Below are 20,614 nucleotides of genomic sequence, written 5' to 3' on the forward strand. Positions count from 1 at the left end.
GTCACCGCGGGTAGACGCTGATCGGCGCAGCCAGCGGGTTCGGCGGTGTGACCGGCAGTGATGTGAGCCGCCCCGCCGCAGCGAGACTGATCGAGGCGTGGAGGCCGTCGCCCCCGGCGAGGACGTAACTCTGACCCGGGCCGACGCCGAGCGTCACCGCGGCTCCGGCTCCGACCTTCGCCGTGGTCTCCTTGCCGTCAGCCCCCGTCAACGTGAGTTCGGCGTCGGTGCCGGTCGGGTTGAAGACGTGGAGCTTCTGTCCCGGCCCGGTCGGGACGGTGAAGGCCGCGGTGTCGTCGAGTGCGGGTGTCGCTCCGAACCAGGCGAAATCCTCGAGCGTTCCGCCGCGCGAGTTCGTCCTGGCCGCGGCGACCACCGGTCGGGTCGAGGTGACCTCCAGCGAGAACTCACCGGCCGGGAGGTCGGCCAGGGCGATCTCGCCGGGAACGCCCGGCTGGATGGTGGCGTCGATGACGATCGGCTCGTCCTTCGCGTTCTCGCGGGTGGCGGTGATGACGACGTCGGCGGCATCGGATCCCGGCGCGAACAGTCTGAGGGCCGTGGCCCGGTCGTCGACGGACGCGGTGTCGGAGCTCGCCCCTGCGGCCGCCGGGGCGGTGACGACGACGCCCGGGATGACGAGGTCGGTCGAGGGCGACGCGGTCGGCCCCTGGACCTCCACGCCGCCGGGGGTCAGGACGCGGACCGTGCTCTGCTGGAGCGCGGCCACCACCTGACCGCCCTCGCTCGACACGTGCACGACGGGGGTCGGCTCGTTGGGCGCGAGGCCGGTGAGGGCGATCACGCGCTGCGTGCCGGTGGCGACGACGATCCCGGCGGCACCCGGAGCGTCGATCCGCCCGGCAGCACCGAAGACCTCGAGGGTCACGTTCGCATCGACGGCCGACGGATTGCTCAGCAGGACCAGCGTGGTGCGACCGATGTCACTCGACCCGCCGACGAGCCAGCTCTCGGCCGAGGCCGGCGTGCAGGCGGCGGCCGCCAGACCGGCGACCTCGGCTTCGGCTTCGGCGGCGATCTGCGACTGCGCGCCACTCAGTGGGGTCACCGTCCCGTCGGTCGCGCCGGGGACGGTGATCACCGTGGGTCCGCCGTCCGCCGCGCCGCTCGTGTTGTCGGGTGCGGCCAGCTCACGCGTCGTGGGCGTCACCCCGTTCGCTCCGAAGTCGACACTCGCCGGGCCGAAGGAGCCGGCTGCCGTGGCGGCCGTCGCGTCCTGGGCCAGGGCGAGCAGCGGCCCAGGGCACACGACCGACTGGTCGCCGGCCACCGGGGTGACTCGGATGTCCTGAGGGGCGATCTCGACCGTCGGGAGGGGCAGTTGCCCGGCCGCTGCGATCGTGACCGCGGCGATCCCGATCCCGACGAGGCCGGTGACGATCCGACCGGAGGTGATGGCGACTCCGCGCTTACTGGGCATGCGGCTGCTCCGTTCCAGGGGTGTCCCGGCGGGTGGTGTCGGTATCCGGCGCCGTCTCGGTCGAGTCGCTCGGATCCGCCTCGGACACGACGGCATCCCCCGTGGCGACCGCAGGTTCGTCGGAGACCTGGTCGGCTGTGGTGTTCGCATCCACGACGGCGTCGGCGGCCGGCGTCGATCCGGTCACGTCGGGGTCCGGGTCGACGGCGTCTTCCACCACCGCCCCGGTTCCATCGCGAGCGACGGTGTCATCGGCCGACGCGGCGTCGGGGGTCGACGCAGCGTCATCGACCGACACGGCGTCATCGGCTGCTTCGGCCTGTGCCGACGCGGGAGCTGGTGCCTCGGCGGAGGCCTGACCCCGGCGCCACCAACGCGGCTTGGAGGGACGTGTCGACGCGTCGGCGGTGGTGGCCGACTCGGAACCCTCCGCCTCGTCGTCGAGATCGGCGGACGGTTGCTCGTCGTCGTACGTGCCGGTCGCCTCGTCGTCGATCACCGCGACCGCCACCCCGGATGCGGCCGCCTTGCGAGCGGCACGACCCTTCAGCTTCACGGGCTTCCGGGATCCCGCGCGGTACCCGTCGCGGGATGCGCCGTTGGGGATGCTCAGGAGCAGGGTGATGAGGAACACGACGCCCAGGCCGACACCGATGAGGGTGCCGAGCACGTTGGACGTGGGGAGTTCGGGGCCGGTGCCGACGTCCGCGACGGTGCGCCAGAGCGTCCCGCTCGTCGTGTCACCGACGGCGACCAGCGCCGCGTTGGCGTCGAGCGCACTCGCCGCACGACCGGCGGTCTGACCTGCCACCGTCTGCTCCTCGCCGTCGGCGACCGGCGACAGCAGCACGAAGGCGATGCCGTGCTCGACGAGGGTCTCCGTCGGGTCCAGTCCGCTCTGCGACGCGAGGTTACCGGCGAGCTCGGCGACGACGCGGTCGTCCGAGGACACGCCGGGGGCCGTCTGGGCGATGGTGGACTGGCCGTCGAGCGTCTCCCCCTGGCCACGGATGACGACTGCGGTGATGGTGCCGTCGTCACCGGGCGTGATGACGAGGGTGCCGAGCCGAGGATCGGTCTGCGTCGCGGCCGTCACGTAGGCGGGCAGCTGGCGCCCGGAACTCTCCCGGACCACCGAGGTGCCGAGGGGCTGGGCGAGGGCGAGCGGGAGGGCGATCACCGCGGCGGCGATGACCATAACGATCGCCGGAACCGCCCGGAACCGTGGGATGCGGTCGAGGCCGAGGGTCGCAGCGCCCACGATTCCGAGCCAGTACAGGCTGATCGCCGCACCGGCCCAGACAGGGACGGCCGTTCCGGCGGCGGAGGCGAGGAGGAGATGCGTGGCGAACACCGCCGACACGAGTCCGAGGAACGCCGCGATGAGCAACGGGACGGCCCGTCGGGACCCCGGGAGGAACAGGGCCAGCAGGGCGACGATCGCGAGCGGCGCGAGCAGCGCGGGCACCACGATGCCGGGAGCAGCACCCGGTAGCCCGAGCGCCGCGCCGAGCTGGCTCCATCCACCCAGGCTGCCGCCGGGGAAGCCGAGGGACAGTTGCCAGCCGGAAGCCGCGGTCGCGGGCGTCGCGACGCCCGGATCCGCGAGGAGTCCGAGCCAGTTGTTGCGATGGATCCCCTGCTGCCAGATGAGCGGGGCGAACAGCGCGATGGCGGGGATCGGGACGAGTCCCACCCTCGCGACTCCCCGACCGGCGAAGACCATCGCCACGAGCCAGATGACGAGCAACGCCGGGGCCAGGGACGGCGAGCTCGCGACGATCGCGGCGAAGAGGAAGGCGCTCGTGCCGGCTGCGGCCCACGACCGGGAAGCGACCACACCCGCGTAGAACAGCCAGGGCAGCAGGACGTGGACGATGACGGCCGCAGGACGACCGTCGGCGAGCGCGGTCAGGAGCGTCGGGGCGAGCGCCCAGAGCAGCGCCGCCACCGCACGAGGACCGCTTCGCTCCGTGAGCCGGGTGGCGGCGAACCAGGCGCCGAGCGCCGAGAGCGGGAGCGCGAGCAGGAAGAGCAGGACCAGCGAGAACGAGGGCTGCCAGAAGGTGATGCTCCCGAGTACCGCGAGGACAGCGCTGAACGGGTCGGCTGCGCCGACGAACCCGAGGCCGACGTCGCGCCAGCCGAAGCCGATGTGCTGCCAGAGGTCGCCGACCGTCGCCGAGAGCGGGAGGAGCCCTCCGCCGGTGAGGTACGTGGCCCCGAGGAGCGGAGCGAGGATGGCCGCTCCGATGACCGCCGTCGCGAGGACGACCCAGGCGCCTCCGCCGGAGAAGAAGCGAAGGTCGCGTTCCTCGCCGATGAAGCCGATCTGCGTCGCCTCCCGCGCGAGCGCGCGTTTGCGTCGGACCTCGTCGAGTCGCATCCGCAAGCCGGCGATGCTCGACCAGCCCAAGGTCCGGTTCTTCGCGAGCTGGCGCCGGGCGCTCCCGACCTTCGTCCCGGAGAACGCGACGGCGAACGCCGCCGAGAGCTCGCCCAGCACGAGCTCGGGCTGCTTCTTCACGAAGTGGCCGATGACCCGGAGGATGGCGAGGGGCACGAGGCTGAGCCAGTGCACCGGGACCATGATCCCGGGCGCATAGACGAGACGGCGGTGGAGCTGCGCGGCGCGGGCCTGACGGTGGCGGCGGCGACGCGCGCCGAGCCGGTTCGACCAGGAGGGCCCGGCGATGCCTTCGCCGGCGGAGGCGACCCGCGCCGTCGGCACGACCGCGACCAGGTAGCCCGCGAGGCGGGTCCTGATGCAGAAGTCGAGGGCGTCGTCCGCCACGAGGGCCTGGTCGAAGCCTCCCAACTGGTCCCACAGCTGGTGGCGCACGAGCATGCCGGCCGGACCGACCGCCATCACGTCGTTCATCGTGTCGTGCTGAGCCTGGTCGAGCTCGTCCTCGACCACCGGGACCGCCGCACCGAGGGTGGTGATCGTCTCGCCGTAGCGACGGAGGAACGACGCGTCGTCCCAGTCGAGGATCTTCGGACCGGCCACACCGACGGACGGTGAGACCTCGAGGGCGCCCAACAGTGCGGCGAGCGCCGTTGGCTCGGGAGCCGTGTCCTCCGAGAGCAACCAGAGCATCTGCTCGGCGTCCTCAGGCTGATCGGTGACGCGGACGCCGGCGGCCACGGCCTGCGCGAAGCTGAGATCCTCGGTCGAGGTCACGAGCTTCATGCCGGGGACGCGGCCGAGTTCCTCGATCGTCGCCTCACTCGCGCGGGTGGCGACGGCGATGATCCCGTCCGCCGGACGGGTCTGGGCACGGAGGGCGTCGAGCGTGCGTGCGAGCGGCTCTGAGCCGTCGCGCACCACGAGAATCGCCGTTACTCGGGGAGACATCGGATTCAGACTAAGCGGGTCCGGCCGGAAGAGCGGGAACCGAGCGGGCGCGCCCCGAATCGGGGGCGTTCCGGTGAGCCGGGAGCGGCTCGGTCGGCGTTCGAAGGAGCGTCAGACGGCGCGTTTGCGCAGCTTCCGGCGCTCGCGCTCGGAGAGGCCGCCCCAGATGCCGAAGCGCTCATCGTTCGCGAGCGCGTACTCCAGGCACTGCGACTTGACGTCGCAGCTGGTGCAGATCCGCTTCGCGTCGCGCGTGGATCCACCCTTCTCGGGGAAGAACGCCTCGGGGTCGGTCTGCGCGCACAGCGCATCGGTCTGCCAGGAGAGCTGGGTGTCGTCCTCGCCCTCCGCAGCGGGCTGACGGACGCCGGGGACTCCCAGATTGACCGGATCGACGAACCAGTCGTCGGGTACTCCGGCACGATACTCAGGAATCGCCATACCGTCTCCCCACCTACTCGTACCCTGCGCCACGCGGCGCGATACATAATTACACCCTTGTAGTTATGGTCGAGTCAAGTCGCACATCGTAAAGCCTCAATCACGAGGTGAGGGTTCGCGACGCGCCGAGTGTGACCCGAACTGGGTGTCGGGGCCTGTCGGGGCGGATCGTGCGGCCGCGCGACGTCAGTCGGCGGCGCGCCTGGCCCGCCACGCGCTCTCCACCATCTGGCGCAGATCGTGTCGCATCCGCCAGTCGAGGTCGCGCGCTGCGAGCGCGCCGGACGCGACGATCCGTGCGGGATCGCCCGCCCTCCGCGGCATGATCTCGGGGGTGAAGTCGATCCCGGTCACCTCCGCCATCGCGGTCATGATCTCGCCGACGCTCGACCCGTCCCCGCTTCCGAGGTTGTACGCCGCCTCGAGGGGCTCACCCGCATCGAGCCGCTTGGCTGCGGCGACGTGCGCGGCTGCGAGATCCGCGACGTGCAGGTAGTCGCGGACGCAGGTGCCGTCCGACGTCGGGTAGTCGTCGCCGTTGATGCGGGGGGTGCGTCCGGCGAGGAGCGCGTCGAAGACGAGCGGGAAGAGGTTGTGCGGACTCGTGTCGTAGACCTCGTCCGTCCCGGAGCCGACGACGTTGAAGTACCGCAGCGAGGTGTGGCGCAGCCCGGTGGCGACACCCTGGTCGCGGAGCAGCCACTCACCGATGAGCTTGGACTCGCCGTAGGGCGACTCGGGTGCTTTCGGGGTGTCTTCCGTGACGAGGTCGACGTCCGTGGTCCCGTACACCGCGGCGCTCGACGAGAAGACGATGCGCTCCACCCGGTGCTCCTCCATCGCGGCGAGCAGCATCGCGGTGGCCGTGACGTTCTGGGCGTACGTGTGGAGCGGGCGCTGCACGGAGACACCCGCGTACTTGTACCCGGCGACGTGGACGACACCGCTCAGCTCGAACTCGGAGAAGGTGCGCTCGAGGACCGAGCCGTCGAGCAGGGTTCCGCGGACGAACGGCACACCCGCAGGAACGAAGCGTTCGTGTCCGCTCGACAGGTCGTCGAGGACGACGACGTCGATCCCCTCCGCTTGGAAGGCCCGCACCACATGGGCTCCGATGTATCCGGCTCCGCCCGTCACCAGCCACGCCACGATGCTTCCTCCAGGGAGTCCTCCACCTGCCGTGCTGCAGACGGAGTGACCAGACTACTGGAGGCGCGTGCGTCGTGCGCCGGCACGGCTGGGGACACGGCGATAGCCGTCGGTCAGGACGGCACGGAGGCTCGCGGCGGAAGCGACGACGGCGATGAGGACGGTGAGGATGCCGATGACGAGTGCGATGATGGACATGTCTGAAACTCTAGGAATGGCGAAAAACTGCCACCAGTGGCAGGATGGACGCAAATGAGCACATTCCTGCCAAATCGATCATCCGGAGGTCCCATGCTGTCGAAGGTCGCCCTGCTCGCCATCCCGGGGCTGCAACCGTTCGAGTTCAGCGTCGTCTGCGAGGTCTTCGGCATCGACCGGTCGGACCAGGGCGGTCCCGCCTTCGACCTCCGCATCGTCACGAAGGACCCCGGTCCGGTCCGGATGAACCTGAGCGACGACGGTGCGCGGGGCTTCGACATGATCGTCGACGACGACCTGTCGTTCGCGGCCGAGGCGGACCTCGTGGTGATCACCGGTCGTGGTGGATCGCGTGCCGGAGCGGTCGACGAGGCCTACCTCGACGTCCTCCGAGCGGCTGAGGCACGGGGTGCCTGGGTCCTCAGCGTGTGCAGCGGGTCGTTCGTCCTCGGTCAGGCAGGGCTGCTCGACGGTCGGCGCAGCACGACCCACTGGATGTACACGAGCGAGCAGCAGACGACGTTCCCGGGCACCACCGTCGACCCGGACGTGCTGTTCGTCGAGGACCGCAAGGTCATCACGGGCGCGGGAACCGCTGCCGGCATCGACGCGTGTCTGCACCTGGTACGACAGGAGTACGGCGCGGCGAGCGCGAACGTCATCGCCCGCCGGATGGTCGTCCCGCCACAGCGTGACGGCGGTCAGGCGCAATACGTCCTCTCCCCCGTCGCGGCGCAGCAGTGCGAGTCGCTCGCACCGGTCGTCGACTGGATGCTCGACCACCTCGCCGAGGACCTGCCCATCGGGCGCCTCGCGCGGCAGGCGCACATGTCCGAGCGGACCTTCGCACGCCGCTTCCGCTCGGAGCTCGGCAGCACGCCGGCCGCCTGGCTGAACCGGCAACGCCTGTTCCGAGCCCAGGAGATGCTCGAACGGACCGACCACGGTGTCGAGCGGATCGCGGCGGACACCGGGTTCGGCACCGCAGCCGTCCTCCGTCACCACTTCGACCGCGTCCTCGGCACCACGCCTGCCGCCTACCGGCGGAGTTTCGGGGTGCGGGAGAGCGCCTGAGCTGGATGGACCGGGCCACCCGGCCGGGCGGTCAGTCCTGGGTCGTCGCCAGGAACAGGGTCCCGGTCCCGGAGAAGCGCAGCTCCGCCTCGTCGGGCGTGATGAAGGCGTAGCCACCTCGACCGAGCTCGATGGACGAGGTGGCTCCGGTGATCCGCACCGAACCGTCGACCACGATCGCGATCCCGGGGCCGGGGAGCCGGAACGACGACTCCTGCTCGGACGGCTCATCGGACAGGTCCACCCGCAGCAGCTCGAAGTCCGGCACGTCGGGGACGAAGAGGCTGAGCCCCCCGCCCAGGTCCGTCGGGGTGAGCCACGGCACCGGCCGCGGCTCGAACTCCAGGACCTCGAGCAGCTCGGGCACGTCGACGTGCTTCGGGGTGAGCCCGCCGCGCAGGACGTTGTCACTCGCGGCCATGAGCTCGACGCCGATGCCGCGGAGATAGGCGTGGATGTTCCCGGCTGGGAGGTACAGCGCTTCGCCGGCTCGCAACGTGACGAGATTGAGGAGGAGTGCGACCGCGATGCCGGGATCGCCCGGATACTCCTGGGCGAGCCGTCCGACCAGGGTCCGCTCGGCGTCGAATGCACCCGAACCGGGAGCAGCGGCGGACGCGACGAGGGCGTCGAGCAGCCCGCCGGGGAGCTGCTCGAGCAGGGTTCGCACGGTGTCGCGGAGCCCGTCGGGGGCGGCCAGCATCCCGCGGAGCATCGTGATGCGCGCCGCAGCAGCCGGATCGGGCGCCGAGGCCACCAGCTCGGCGAGCAGCGCATCGGTCGCATCGAGCTCGCGGAACCCGCAGAGCGCCTCGAAGCCGTCCCGGAGGGCGACGATGAGTTCCGGCTTGTGGAGCGCGTCCTTGTAGTTGCGGTGCGGAGCGTCGAGCGGCACCCCTCGCGCGTTCTCGGCGGCGAAGCCCGCGGCGGCGCGCTGCAGGTCGGGGTGGGCCTGCAGCGAGAGCGGATGGGCCGCTGCGAGGATCTTGAGGAGGAACGGCAGCGAGCCGTGCCCGCCGAGCGCGGAGGGATCGGCGGCGAGCCAGCGCTCGAGGTCGGCGTGTCCCCCCACCGTCGACGGATCCGCGATCGGCGTCGGCGCCCCGGGGTGTGCGCCGAGCCAGAGTTCCGCCTCCGGACGTCCTGAGCGCTCGGACCCGAGCACCTCCGCGATCGCCGTCGACGACCCCCACGCGTAGTCACGAGGAGTGGCACGGAGCGGCACGAACATGGTGGGGCCCTTTCGACGGACGAGGGTGACGCGCCAGCCGGACCCTGGGGCCGCTTGGCGTCGTCCTACAAGCCGTGCGACGCGGTCGCCCGGCACCGTGCACCAAACTACCAAGCCGTTGTCCGCGCCGAGCGCACCTGCCTAGGCTGGCCGGGACGCCGATCCGGCGCCAGCGGACGCAATGGAGCAACGGACCATGATCTTCGAACCCCTCGCCAGCGACTTCTACGGCTTCGAGAGCCTTCTGACGGCTCCCGAGCAGGAGGCCATCGCCCGCCTTCGAGCCTGGGCCGAGACCGAGGCGAAGCCGATCGTGAACGAGTACTGGGAGCGAGCCGAGTTCCCGAAGCACCTCATCACCCCGCTCCTCGAGCTCGACGTCGCCCGATGGGCCTGGCCGGAGACGACGCCGTTCGAGAACAGCGCCGTGTTCCGCGGCCTCGCCTCGATGGAGCTCTCCCGGATCGACGCGTCGATCTCCACCTTCGTCGGGGTGCAGGACGGTCTCACCATGGGCTCGATCAGCGAGTGCGGCTCCCAGGAGCAGCAGGACGAATGGCTGCCGAAGCTCGCCTCCGGCGAGGTCCTCGGTGCCTTCGGTCTCACCGAACCGCAATCGGGGTCGGACAGCGCACAGGGGCTCCGCACCACGGCGACCAGGGACGGCGACGACTGGATCCTGTCCGGCTCGAAACGGTGGATCGGCAATGCGACCTTCAGCGACATCACGATCATCTGGGCGAAGGACACCGCCGACGGTCAGGTGAAGGGCTTCATCGTGCCGACCGACTCCCCCGGCTACTCCGCGACCAAGATCGAGGGCAAGATCAGCCTGCGCATGGTGCAGAACGCCGACATCACCCTCGACAACGTCCGGGTCCCCGAGCGCCTCCGGCTGCAGCACGCGAACTCCTTCCGCGACACGGCGAAGGTACTGCGACTCACGCGCGCCGGCGTCGCCTGGTCGAGTGTCGGCGTCGCTGTCGGCGCGTACGAGGCGGCGGTCGCCTACGCCAAGGAGCGCGTGCAGTTCGGCAAGCCGATCGCGGGCCACCAGCTGATCCAGGACCTCCTCTCGAAGTGCCTCGGGAACATCACGGCATCGATGGCGATGTGCGTCCGGGTCTCGCAGATGCTCGACGAGGGCACCCAGCGCGACGAGCACTCCGCGCTCGCCAAGGCGTTCTGCACCGCGCGGATGCGCGAGACGGTCGCGTGGGCACGGGAGATCATGGGCGGGAACGGCATCGTGCTGGACTACCACGCCGCCCGGTTCTTCGCGGATGCCGAAGCCCTCTACAGCTATGAGGGCACGCGGGAGATGAACGCGCTCATCGTCGGGCGGGCCATTACCGGCACCGCGGCGTTCGTCTGACCACCGCGCTGGACCAGGGCCTCGGTGGCGGCCGCAGCCGCTACCCTGGGGGCACGATGCTGTCCACCGAACCCGCCCCGCCCCGCCCGCCGGCAGCGCTGACGACACGCGCACTCGTCGTCAGGCACGTCGCGGTGTTCGCGACGTTCGCGGTGCTCGCCGGGACGTTCTGGACGAACCTCTTCACCATCTGGGGCTACACGGCGGTGGCACTCGTCTCAGGTGGTGCCGCGCTCGCGTGCCTGATGGTCGTCCGCCCGAACTGGCGGCGCACCCGGGTGCCGTGGTCACTCGTCGGCTACGGGGTGCTGTCGATCGTCTCCCTCGCCTGGTCCGCCTACCCCAGCGGCACGGCCGCGACCCTGCTCGGTGCGGCGCTGTGCACCATCCTCGGCGTGACCCTCGCGGGCTGTTTCTCCTGGCCCGAGGTCATCCGCGTCCTCGGCCGTGCCGTGACGTGGGTGCTGTCACTCTCCCTCCTCTTCGAGTTCGTCGTCGCGGCGATCATCCGACACCCGGTGCTCCCGAACTTCTACGCCGGGGACTCGGCGGACCCGCCCCTGCTCGACTATTGGTCGAGGGACCTCCTGTTCTCCGGAGGACGTGTCCAGGGCATCTCGGGGAACGCCAACCTCCTCGCCGTGGTGGCGCTGCTCGGGATCATCGTCTTCGGGCTCCGGCTGGCGGCGCGCCGCGACGAGCCCGGTGCAGCCGGGCTGGCCGGCCCGGAACGTCGCTGGACCCTGCTCATCCGTCTCGGTCTCTCCGTCGTGATGTTCCTCCTGAGCTTCTCGACCACCATCCTGCTCGCTGCCGTGGTGACGGCGGTGGTCCTCGCCGCTGCACTGGCGATCCGTCAGGCACCTCGCCCGGAGGCGAGGACGCCGGTGTACCTCGGCTTCCTCGGCATCGGGGTCGTCGGTGCGGTGGGAGCGGTCGTCTTCCGGACGCAACTCCTCGGCCTGCTCGGGAAGAGCCCGGACCTCACCGGTCGACTCGACATCTGGGCGACCGTGTGGCGCCTCATCGAACAACGGCCGGTCTTCGGATGGGGCTTCTCGAGTCCGTGGGCACCGTGGGAGCCGCTCTTCACCGACCTGGTCATCCGACGCGGCGTCCGACAGCTCCAGGCGCACAACGCCTGGCTCGACGTCTGGTTCCAACTCGGCGTCGTCGGCCTGGTGCTCTTCGCCGCGGTCGTCCTGTCCATGTTGACCCGCACCTGGTTCCTGGCCGTCGACCGTCCGCGCGTCGACCTCGACGCACAGCGGCCGTACACGGCCCTGTCGCTCGCCCCCGTCCTCATCGCGGTCTCCCTCGTCGTGCAATCGGTCGCGGAGAGTCGGCTGCTCATCGAATCCGGATGGGTCCTCCTCGTGCTCCTCGTGGTGAAGACCAAGCAGGAACCCGCCTGGCCTGTTCCCACCGTCGCAGCCTCGTCCGACCTCGCACCCGCGCACCGCCGCGACGTCGTCGGCGGATGAGCCCGGCGTGAGACCGGCGGACTTCGACGCGTTCTCCGTCGCCGCGCGCGTCCTGTCGTCGGCGCCGCTGGCCGCCGCGTTCGCCACCATCGCCGTCGCGACCGCCTTCGGCGAGCACCTCATCACGAGCCTGATCGGTGCCGCCGGGTTCAGCGCGATGCTCGTCGGCCTCGCGACGATCGGCACGGGCATCCTCCTCGCACGCCTCCCCATCATCGAGTGGCGTGGCCTCCTGCCGATCTCGGTCCTGCTGTTCCTCGCCTGGAGCGCGGTGTCGGTGGTGTGGAGCGCCACGCCGCTCGCGACCCTACCCGCCATCGGCGGGCAGCTCGCGTGGGCCTTCATCGCCATCGTGATCGCGCTCACCCGCGACACCATTCAGATCGTCAGGGCGACGGGCACCGCCTTCCGCGCACTCCTCGGCACCTCCCTGGCGCTGGAGGTCGTGAGCGGCGTGCTCATCGACACCCCGCTGCCGTTCCTCGGGATCAGCGGGAACCTCGCCTTCGGCGGCCCGTTGGAGGGGGTCTTCGGAACCCGGAGCGCCCTCGGCATCGCGGCCCTGCTCGGTCTCGTCACCTTCGTCGTCGAATGGCGGACCCGCTCCGTGCGGCACGGGGTGACGATCGGGTCCATCGCCCTCGCCGCCGGGCTCATCCTCGGCACGCGCTCGCCGAGCATCGCGCTCCTCGCCGCGGCCCTCGGCATCGCGACCGCCGTGCTCTACGTCTTCCGGCAACTCCGACCGGAACCGCGCCGCACCTGGCAGTTCGTCCTCCTCGCCGTCCTCGCGCTCGTCGGCCTCATCGGGTACCTGTTCCGATCCGAGGTGTTCCGCGCCCTCGGTCTCGGGCTCGAAATCGAGCAGCGCTACGCACTCTGGCAGGAGACCCTGCGACGCCTGGCCCCGAGCGAGCTCAACGGCTGGGGATGGACGGGCGGCTGGGTCTCCGATGCGGTCCCGTACCGGTTCATCGACGCGAGCCTCGGCCGCACGAACGACTCGGCGCTGAACGCCTACCTGGACGTGTACCTGCAGCTCGGACTGATCGGGCTCGCCCTGTTCCTCCTCCTCGGCGGTCTGGCGCTCGTGCGGACCTGGCTCATCGCGACCAACCGGCGCAGCGTCGTGCACGTCTGGGCTGCCCTCATCGTCGTGACCCTGCTCGCATCGGGCGCCGCTGAGAGCAGCCTGCTGCTGAGCGGCGGCTGGCTGCTCCTCGTCGTCTGCGCGGTCATCGGTGCCGGCGGACTGAGCTGGCGGCACAAGCTTCCGGAACGCTGAACCCGGCCCCGAGCGGCGCCGGATCACCGTGCATCTGTTCCCGGGGCGACGACCGCTCGCACCGTCTGCGCGAGGATCTTCAGGTCGATCGCGGCCGACCGGTTCTCCACGTAGTACAGGTCGAGGTCGACCGAGTCGTCCCAGGAGAGGTTGGACCGCCCGCTGACCTGCCACAGTCCGCTCATGCCCGGCTTGACCAGGAGGCGTCGCCGGGCGAGCAGGTCGTAGCGTTCGACCTCCCACCCCCGGTGCGGCCGCGGACCGACGAGGCTCATCGAACCCCCCAGGACGTTCAACAACTGCGGGAGCTCGTCGAGCGAGTACTTCCGGAGGATCCGTCCGATCGGGGTCACGAGCGGATTGTCCGGAGCCTTCGTCAGCAGTTCGCCCGCATGCTGCTGCACCGCGAGGGCTGCTCCGGTGTCGGCGTTGGCGGCCATCGAGCGGAACTTCAGGATCCGGAAGGGGCGGCCACGCAGGCCGACGCGCTCCTGCCGGTACAGCACGGTCCCCCGACTCGTCGTCTTCACAGCGAGCGCGACCGCGAGCATGACCGGGGCGAGCAGCAGGAGCAGCGTCGCGGAACCGATGACGTCGAACGCCCGCTTCGCCGCCGCCTCCAGCCGGGACAGCTCCACGTGGTCGACATGGATGAGCGGGATGCCGGCCACCGCCTGGAGGTACAGGCGGGTCGAGGCCACCCCCGTGAGCGTCGGCGCGATGATGAACTTCACCCCGCGCTCACTGAGGTCCCAACCCAGGCGACGGAGCTCGGCGGGGGTGAGTTCGACGGGGCCGACGAGGATCACCGTGTCCGCTTCGACCTCCTCGGCGGCATCGACGATCGAGGGCCGCCCGGTGAGGACGGGGGCACCCACGATGCGGTCATCGTCGACGATGCCCGGGGTCGCGACGCCCACCACCCGATGCCCTGCCCAGTCGCCCCGGCGCATGCGCTCGGCGACATGCACCGCCTGGTCGCGGTCCCCCACGAGCAGCGTGCGGTAGACGAGTGCGCTTCCGCGTCGCCGCGCACGGAGGTGTCGACGGGCGCCCCATCGGACCGCCAGGAGGAGGGCGACCCCGAGCGGCATGGCGGTGAGCAGGAACCCGCGTCCGATCTCGAGCTTGAGGAGATAGGACGCCATCGCCACCGTGCCGAAGACCGTCGTCGTCACCACCACGACCCGTCGATAGGGCGTCCAACCGTCCGCAAGGACCCGCGGCTGGCGCGATCGGGCCGCTGCCAGGGGCGACCACCACGCGACGGCGAGCGCGAGGGTGACCGCCGGGTAGCCGAGGTCTCGGCGTCCGAACGGCCCCACGACCTCCACGGTCCCGCGCCAGTACGCGTCCCACCACAGGAGTTGGGTCACGGTGAGCGCCAGGGTGACGGCCAGGAGGTCGAGGACGAGGACCATGCGCGAGCACCGTCGCTCCCAGCAGCGGCGGGCTTCGACGAAGGGCATGACGGTGGCCTCCCTGGGGATGTTCTGGTGTGCATCGGATCGAGCCTCGGCGCGCACGAGGCGCGGTGGGCGAGGTCGATCGCCGAGGTGCGAGACGACACGGCGACAATCGAGCATAATGTATTCGACCAACTGAAGTATCCGATTCCAGCGCAACGCTCGGTGTCGATCCGGACGGAGCACCCATGCCCTACCTCGAGACCATGCGACGGCGCGCCGAGACCTCCTTCGTCGAGCTGCATCGCGGCGTCACCGAACTCCACTACACCCAGTTCCCCGATCACCGGAACTCGGGCGATTCAGCCATCTCCCTCGGACAGGCCAGGTTCTGGCGCGCACACGGCATCGACGTGCGCACGACCTCGAGCGCGGGCAGCATGCCCGAGCGGGTCCGGGACGCGTCGATCCCGGTCCTCATCCAGGGCGGCGGCAACCTCGGAGGCCTCTACCCGGTGCTGAGCGAGGCTCGCTACGAACTCGCGGAGCGCCTCCCAGCCGACACCTTGCTCATCCAGGCACCGCAGTCGGTCGTCTTCCCCACGGATGCGGACCGCCGGGCGTTCTCCCGACGGTTCGCCGCCCGGCTCAACCTGCGGGTCGCCGTCCGCGACCAGACCTCCTACGACCTCCTCCGCGACGAGGTCGAGGACCTCAGCCTCTCGCCGGACGCGGTGCACCTCCTCGGCCCGATCAGCGCCCCCGAACCGACCCAGCGGCGCATCGTCATCGCCCGGACGGACGGCGAGAGCGCGGGTGGGCTCGTGGGCTCCGAGAGCGCCGACTGGCCGGCCGACCCCCTGGACCTCCGGGCGCACGAGTGGCTCGGCTGGCGGGCGGCGAAGCACCCGGTGTTGAAACCGCTCATGGAGCGCGATCATGCCGCGTGGATGCGGCGAGCCGAACGTCGATTCGACGCCGCCGTGCGGCTGATCGCCCGCGGCGAGGAGGTCGTCACCGATCGCCTCCACGCCATGCTCATCGGGCTGCAGATGGGCCGCCGGGTCGTCGCGCTCGACAACAACAACGGCAAGCTGTCCAACTATGCGGAGACCTGGTTCGGCGACCTCCAGCCGAGGTTGCGCTTCGAGCACACGATCCGTCCGTGACCTCCGGGCAGCCTTTCGCGCACCTGACGCGTCGGGACGCGGCCAGGGCCCGCGCGGAGGCCGGCGCCCACCGTGCCGCGTGCCGCCGGCAACTCACACGACGGACGCCCGGTATCGGCGGGCGGGAACACGACCGCCCGCTCGTCGGCGGTTCGCTCCTCCTGATCGCCTCGCTCCTCGCGCTCGCCTGGGTGGCAGCCGAGCAACCAGGACTGCCCGGGCACTTCGCGAACGACGAGGGCACGATCATCAGCGTGAATCGGGGGACGTTCACCGAGGCCGACTCGTCGTTCCAGCTCATCGCCGCGGTCTACCGCCGGATGGGTCTGGCCGAGCTGCCGACACTCGCCGCCCTCGTCGGTGTCGCGAGCTACCTGCTCGTCCTGACGGTGGCGATCTCCCGCACCCCGACGACGACGGTCGAGTGGGTGGACTGGGCCATCATCATCAGTTGCGTCGCGCTCGCCGCCATCTACCACGGCGCGTACACGAAGGACCTGCTGACCGTGTGCGCGGTACTCGCGCTCATCGCCCACCGTGGACGAGGCCTGTCGGCCGAGCTGATGCCGGTGGCTGCGATGCTGCTCTACGCCCAGGGGTTCCGCACGTACTGGTTCCTCGTGGCCGGCCTCTACCTGACGCTCCGTCTCGCCCTGCGGGCGCGGCGCAGCTGGACAGCCACGCTGGCGGTCATCCTCGTGCTGTACGCCGGGCTCTCCGTCGTCTTCCCACTGGTCGTCGGCGTCGACCTCGACCACTACCGTCTCACGGTGAACGAGCACCGAAGCGCGGAATCGGTCAACACCCTGATCGTGCAGTTCTTCCCCGGTGCCGGCCCCGTGTCCGGGTTCGTCAACAGTGCCCTCACCTTCGCCTCGTTCATCATCCCGATCCCGCTGATGCTCCGCGGCGGGGCGATCTACCTCATCGTGGCGCTCGTCCTCCTCGCCGTCTGGGGATCGCTCATCACCTCGATCCGGTCGGCGAGGCTCCGAGCACCCCGCGGCGCTCCGATCCTCACAGCGTTCCAGAACCGCTTGTTCGCGGCGATCCTCGCCTTCCTGATCGTGCAGTCGATCTTCGAGCCGGACTACGGCTCGTTCCTCCGGCATCTCACGCCGATGCTGATCGTCGCGGTGTGCCTCCTCCTGTCTCTGCGCCCCGGAGCGACGGCACCCCCGGTCCCGCGGAGGCCGATCTCCGCTGCGTCCCGCGCGCATCAGCGACGTACGGACACGACGGATGCTGCGGCGACGCGCACGTCCGCTGCGACGCGCGCCCACGAGAACGGACCCGCTGCAGCAAGCACACCCGCCGCGGAGAGCGTCTGGTAGCGACCGGCGTCGGCAAGGATCTCCTCCAGCGCGTCGGCGAGCGCCGTCGACGTCACCGCCGTGGCCACGATGCCCGATCCTGACGCGATCGCCTGCTCGGCGAGTCCGCCGACCGGCGTCACGACGGACGGCACCCCGAGCGCCATCGCGTAGGCGAGCACGCCGGACTGACTGGCCTCGGTGTACGGCAACAGGGCGATGTCGAACCCGCAGATCACCTGTGCGATCTCCTCCTGACCGACCCAGCGGTTCTCGAGCTCGTCGTCCTCGTGTCGGAGGAGGTCGAGAGCGTCGTCGGTCCCGGACCCGACGACCCGCAATCGGACCCGGATCCCGCGACGTCGCAGTTCGGTGATCGCCTCCACCCCGAGACCGAGCCCCTTGTACGCAGACAGCCGACCGAAGCATCCGACGACCGGAACACCCTCCCGGTACGTCGACCGGACCACGGCACGGCCCGCTTCGACACGGTACGCGGCGTGGACGGTCTCGTGGACGCGGTCCGCGCGGAACTCACCACGGGACGTGAGTGCATCGGCGACCGGCGCGGAGAACACGATTGCTCCGTCCGCCGACCGACGCTCGGCGCGACGCAGGAGGTGTTCAAGCTGCGAGAAGTCCCCGGGGTGCATCGTCGCGTCATGGACGCAGAGCAGGCTCCGACGACCGCCGAAGCGGAACACGGGCGCGACCACTCCCTGCCAGAGCTGCTCCATGGCGATGACGACGACGTCGATGCGATGCCGCCGGAGGAACCGGTCGAGCCGGAACGCCGCCCAGAGCAGACGCGGGAGACCGAGCACCGCGCCGCGCTTGTCGCGATACGTGCGGATCGGGAAGTGCGGCACACCGAGTGCCACGAACCGGTCGGCCACCTCGGCGTCGAGGGAATAGGACACGACGACATCGCAGCCGTCCTCCTGAAGCGCCTGAGCCAGTTCCTGGGCGAAGAGCGGGCCCGCACCGGTGCGGCCCCACTGCACCACGGCGACCCGCATCAGGCCACCTGCGGTACCCGGTAGGCCTCGGCGAGCGCCGTCCGCTGATGGGCGGGCGTGTGGCCCCGAAGGCGATCCGACCAGCGGGCGACGTTCGTGTCGGCCCACGCGGCGAAGGCCCGGGGTCCGGCCAGCCTGCTGGCGATGAGCGCCTCGAGACCACCGTCGAGCGTGAGGACCTCCGGGAGCGTCCCGAATGCGGCGATCGGGCGGACGAGCGTCGGGACACCAGCCTGCACCGCCTCCAGGACGGCGAGCGGGAACCCCTCCCAGGCGGCGGTATGGAGGTAGACGTCGCTCTGCGCGAGCCGCCTGCCCACCTCGGCGTGCGGAATCCACCCGGTGACGTGTACACCGGAGGCCTCCAACCGGGTGACGTCGTCGTCCGCGCCACCACCCATCCAGACCGGGACCACCTCGATCCCTCGCGCACGGATCGACGCCGCGGCGTCGGCGAACCGCATCGGGTCCTTCTGCGGAGCGATCCGCCCGAGGCTCGCGACCAGCAGCGGCCGGTGCCGCTCCAGGCCGTCTCGGCGGGCATCGCACAGCGGAACCGCGACCACGTTCGGCACGTGGACGACGCGCGGTCGGAGGGGCCCGCGCCGTTCCGCAGCTGCGGCCTCGCCCTCGGAACAGGCGGCGATGGTCTCGACGTTGAACGAGAGCAGCCACTCCACGGCCCGGAAGGTACCGCGGCTCCAGACCGAGAGGTCGGCGCGCTCGAACGCGTAGCAGTGCGGGGTGTAGACGATGCGGGTCCGCGGCGAACTGCGCAGGGCCACGCGGGCGTACGCGCCGGCGAAGCTCGAGTGGGCGTGCACGATGTCGGCCGCGGTCCGACGGCGCACACGGCGGATCGCTCGCACGGCAGCGAGCGGTCGCCGTCCGAGGGCGGTCACGGACGCGAAGCAGTCGGACAGCGTGTCGTCGACGGGGGCACCGTCCGGGATCTGCGCGAGCAGGTGGTGTTCGACACCCGGCGGTGAATTCCGCACGTACGCCTCGATCGCCACGGGGATGCCACCCGCATAACAGTCGGTGACGTGGAGCACGGTCGTCATGGCACGCCTTCACGGACTCGGTTGTCGGAACGTCTCGCTCTGTCATGAGAAATATCACCGAAGAGCATCTGTAATATACTGGTCGACCCAGTGAACTCCAAACTCCGCCGATTCGAAGGACCCCGTGCCGAAAGCACTGCGCCGAACCCTCCTGCATCTCCGCAAACTGTCCGTGAACGCCTCGGGCCTCATCCGTGCCGGCATTCTGCTGTGGATCCGCGCCGGTGTGAGTCCGCGCCTCGCGATCTTCGAAGGGCGCGCGCCCGTCCTCGTGATCCCCGGAACCTTTCGTGCGGGCGTGCGCCTCAAGCTCCGCTCGACCACGCAGCGCTCGTCGATATCCACCGGCCCAGGCGGCTCGCTCGTCCTCGGAGACCGGGTCTTCATCAACCAGGGGTCGTGCATCCACGCCGAGCAGTCGATCGTGATCGGCGACCGCGTCTCGATCGGAGACGGTGCGCGGATCTACGACACGAACTTCCATCCGGTGCGGCCCGGGCAGCCCGTCAAGGTCGAGCCGGTGGTCATCGAGGACGACGTCTGGCTGGCCGCCGGGGTCACCGTATTGGCGGGCGTGACGATCGGACGGGGGTCCGTGATCGGGACCGGAGCCATCGTCACTCGGTCCGTCGCTCCAGGGTCCCTCGTCGTCGGTCCCGCCGCATCGACCGTCGAACGGTTCCCGATCCCGTCAGCATTCCGACGGACCCCGTGACACCCGACGGACTTCGCCCCTCTCCACCCATGAAAGGCCCCCGTGTACACGATCGTCATCCCCTGCCGTGACGGGGCAGCGACACTGAACGCGCAGCTGAACGCCGTCCTGAAGCAGGATGCCTCGATCGACCTCGAGGTGCTCGTCGCGGACAACGGCTCCACCGACGGGACCGCCGACCTCATCCGTTCCGTCGCCCGCAACGACGACCGTGTGCGTCTCATCGACGCCTCCGCGCGGACCGGCATCAACCACGCTCGAAACCGAGGGGTAGAAGCAGGACGGGGTGACCGGATCCTGCTGTGCGACGCCGACGACATCGTCCACGAGGGCTGGCTGGCAGCGCACCATGCCGCGTTCGAAGCCGGCGCCGAGTGCGTCGGTGGCGGGCTGGATCGCACCCTGCCAGACGGCACCGTCATCATGCGACAGCGAGAGCTCCTGTTCGTCGGCTGGGATCTCGCGAGCCCGTTCGGTGCGAACTGCGGGTTCACGAGGGAGGTGTACGAACGTGTCGGTGGGTTCGACGAGACGTTCCGCGACGGCGGTGACGACACGGACTTCTTCTGGCGAGCCGCGCTGACCGGAGCAACGACGGTACTCGTGCCCGACGCTGTCGTGACGTACGCGCTCCGCGCCGATCTCCGACAGGTGATACGGCAGCACATCAACTACGGCCGCGGGGTCACCCATCTGTATGTCCGGCACCGCTCCTCGGGGATGCCGCGATCATCGCCGATCCGTGCGGTCCTCTCGGTCACGGCGTGCCTGTTGATCATCGTCACGAGCGGTCACCGGTCGCTCCGCAGACGGTTCGCCGTCGAACGGTTGGCTGGCAGGATCGGACGCCTCCGGGAGAGCGTGCGCCGAGGCACGTGCTATCTGTGAACGG

Annotated in this window: 17 protein-coding genes; 8 read left to right on the forward strand and 9 right to left on the reverse strand. The window is 70.4% G+C overall.

Annotated elements, in window-relative coordinates; translation table 11 throughout:
- Position 1: 1 nt before the first annotated feature.
- The 5 genes from AC4PMY_RS16290 to AC4PMY_RS16310 all read right to left on the reverse strand — a co-directional run bounded on the left by AC4PMY_RS16290 (position 2) and on the right by AC4PMY_RS16310 (position 6,587).
- Positions 2-1,441, reverse strand: a complete 1,440-nt coding sequence (locus AC4PMY_RS16290; protein WP_491623206.1) for a DUF5719 family protein — start codon at positions 1,439-1,441, stop codon at positions 2-4.
- Positions 1,431-4,799 carry a glycosyltransferase gene (locus tag AC4PMY_RS16295; protein WP_491623207.1) on the reverse strand — a complete coding sequence of 1,123 codons (3,369 nt, stop codon included), beginning with the start codon at positions 4,797-4,799 and terminating at the stop codon, positions 1,431-1,433. The genes AC4PMY_RS16290 and AC4PMY_RS16295 overlap by 11 nt, the downstream gene beginning before the upstream one ends.
- A gap of 111 nt (positions 4,800-4,910) precedes the next feature.
- The gene (locus tag AC4PMY_RS16300; RefSeq protein ID WP_079002812.1) at positions 4,911-5,240 is read right to left on the reverse strand and encodes a WhiB family transcriptional regulator; all 330 of its coding nucleotides are present in this window, start codon (positions 5,238-5,240) and stop codon (positions 4,911-4,913) included.
- A 186-nt stretch (positions 5,241-5,426) separates the two neighbouring features.
- A complete protein-coding gene (gene galE, locus AC4PMY_RS16305; RefSeq protein ID WP_491623208.1) occupies positions 5,427-6,389 on the reverse strand; it encodes a UDP-glucose 4-epimerase GalE in 963 nt (320 codons plus the stop codon).
- 54 nt (positions 6,390-6,443) lie between these two features.
- Positions 6,444-6,587: a hypothetical protein gene (locus tag AC4PMY_RS16310; protein WP_175484440.1), complete on the reverse strand. Its 144-nt coding sequence runs from the start codon at positions 6,585-6,587 to the stop codon at positions 6,444-6,446.
- Positions 6,588-6,680: 93 nt separating this feature from the next.
- Between AC4PMY_RS16310 and AC4PMY_RS16315 the strand changes: the two genes are divergently transcribed.
- Positions 6,681-7,661: a GlxA family transcriptional regulator gene (locus tag AC4PMY_RS16315; protein WP_071262487.1), complete on the forward strand. Its 981-nt coding sequence runs from the start codon at positions 6,681-6,683 to the stop codon at positions 7,659-7,661.
- 31 nt (positions 7,662-7,692) lie between these two features.
- Here the strand turns inward: AC4PMY_RS16315 and manA are convergent, their stop codons facing one another.
- Positions 7,693-8,892, reverse strand: a complete 1,200-nt coding sequence (manA, locus tag AC4PMY_RS16320; protein ID WP_491623209.1) for a mannose-6-phosphate isomerase, class I — start codon at positions 8,890-8,892, stop codon at positions 7,693-7,695.
- Positions 8,893-9,088: 196 nt separating this feature from the next.
- On the opposite strand from manA, the gene AC4PMY_RS16325 reads away from it, so the two are divergent.
- The 3 genes from AC4PMY_RS16325 to AC4PMY_RS16335 are packed head-to-tail and all read left to right on the forward strand — an operon-like array spanning position 9,089 to position 13,036.
- Entirely contained in the window at positions 9,089-10,267 is a 1,179-nt protein-coding gene (locus AC4PMY_RS16325; protein WP_079003975.1) for an acyl-CoA dehydrogenase family protein, read from the forward strand.
- A 56-nt stretch (positions 10,268-10,323) separates the two neighbouring features.
- Entirely contained in the window at positions 10,324-11,751 is a 1,428-nt protein-coding gene (locus tag AC4PMY_RS16330) for an O-antigen ligase family protein (protein WP_491623210.1), read from the forward strand.
- A 7-nt stretch (positions 11,752-11,758) separates the two neighbouring features.
- Complete coding sequence (locus AC4PMY_RS16335) at positions 11,759-13,036, forward strand: O-antigen ligase family protein (protein WP_071262491.1); 1,278 nt, start codon at positions 11,759-11,761, stop codon at positions 13,034-13,036.
- Between the two features lie 23 nt (positions 13,037-13,059).
- Here the strand turns inward: AC4PMY_RS16335 and AC4PMY_RS16340 are convergent, their stop codons facing one another.
- On the reverse strand, positions 13,060-14,505 hold the full coding sequence (locus AC4PMY_RS16340) for a sugar transferase (RefSeq protein ID WP_491623211.1): 1,446 nt from the start codon (positions 14,503-14,505) through the stop codon (positions 13,060-13,062).
- Positions 14,506-14,690: 185 nt separating this feature from the next.
- Here AC4PMY_RS16340 and AC4PMY_RS16345 point away from each other — a divergent pair, with 185 nt between their 5' ends.
- Both AC4PMY_RS16345 and AC4PMY_RS16350 read left to right on the forward strand, forming a co-directional pair.
- The gene (locus tag AC4PMY_RS16345) at positions 14,691-15,611 is read left to right on the forward strand and encodes a polysaccharide pyruvyl transferase family protein (RefSeq protein ID WP_071262492.1); all 921 of its coding nucleotides are present in this window, start codon (positions 14,691-14,693) and stop codon (positions 15,609-15,611) included.
- Positions 15,608-16,945 (forward strand): hypothetical protein, encoded by a 1,338-nt coding sequence (locus AC4PMY_RS16350; RefSeq protein WP_071262493.1) that lies wholly within the window; start codon positions 15,608-15,610, stop codon positions 16,943-16,945. The genes AC4PMY_RS16345 and AC4PMY_RS16350 overlap by 4 nt, the downstream gene beginning before the upstream one ends.
- Here AC4PMY_RS16350 and AC4PMY_RS16355 read toward each other — a convergent pair.
- Positions 16,831-17,943, reverse strand: a complete 1,113-nt coding sequence (locus AC4PMY_RS16355) for a glycosyltransferase family 4 protein (RefSeq protein ID WP_083397464.1) — start codon at positions 17,941-17,943, stop codon at positions 16,831-16,833. The two genes, AC4PMY_RS16350 and AC4PMY_RS16355, sit on opposite strands and share 115 nt — an antisense overlap.
- On the reverse strand, positions 17,943-19,007 hold the full coding sequence (locus tag AC4PMY_RS16360; RefSeq protein ID WP_071262495.1) for a glycosyltransferase family 4 protein: 1,065 nt from the start codon (positions 19,005-19,007) through the stop codon (positions 17,943-17,945). Before AC4PMY_RS16360 ends, AC4PMY_RS16355 begins: the two co-directional genes overlap by 1 nt.
- Before the next feature lie 124 nt (positions 19,008-19,131).
- Between AC4PMY_RS16360 and AC4PMY_RS16365 the strand changes: the two genes are divergently transcribed.
- Both AC4PMY_RS16365 and AC4PMY_RS16370 read left to right on the forward strand, forming a co-directional pair.
- Positions 19,132-19,722, forward strand: a complete 591-nt coding sequence (locus AC4PMY_RS16365) for an acyltransferase (protein ID WP_071262496.1) — start codon at positions 19,132-19,134, stop codon at positions 19,720-19,722.
- Between the two features lie 42 nt (positions 19,723-19,764).
- Positions 19,765-20,610 carry a glycosyltransferase family 2 protein gene (locus AC4PMY_RS16370; protein WP_071262497.1) on the forward strand — a complete coding sequence of 282 codons (846 nt, stop codon included), beginning with the start codon at positions 19,765-19,767 and terminating at the stop codon, positions 20,608-20,610.
- Positions 20,611-20,614 lie beyond the last annotated feature (4 nt).

It is taken from the genome of Plantibacter sp. MDV22-iso1 (assembly GCF_058408345.1).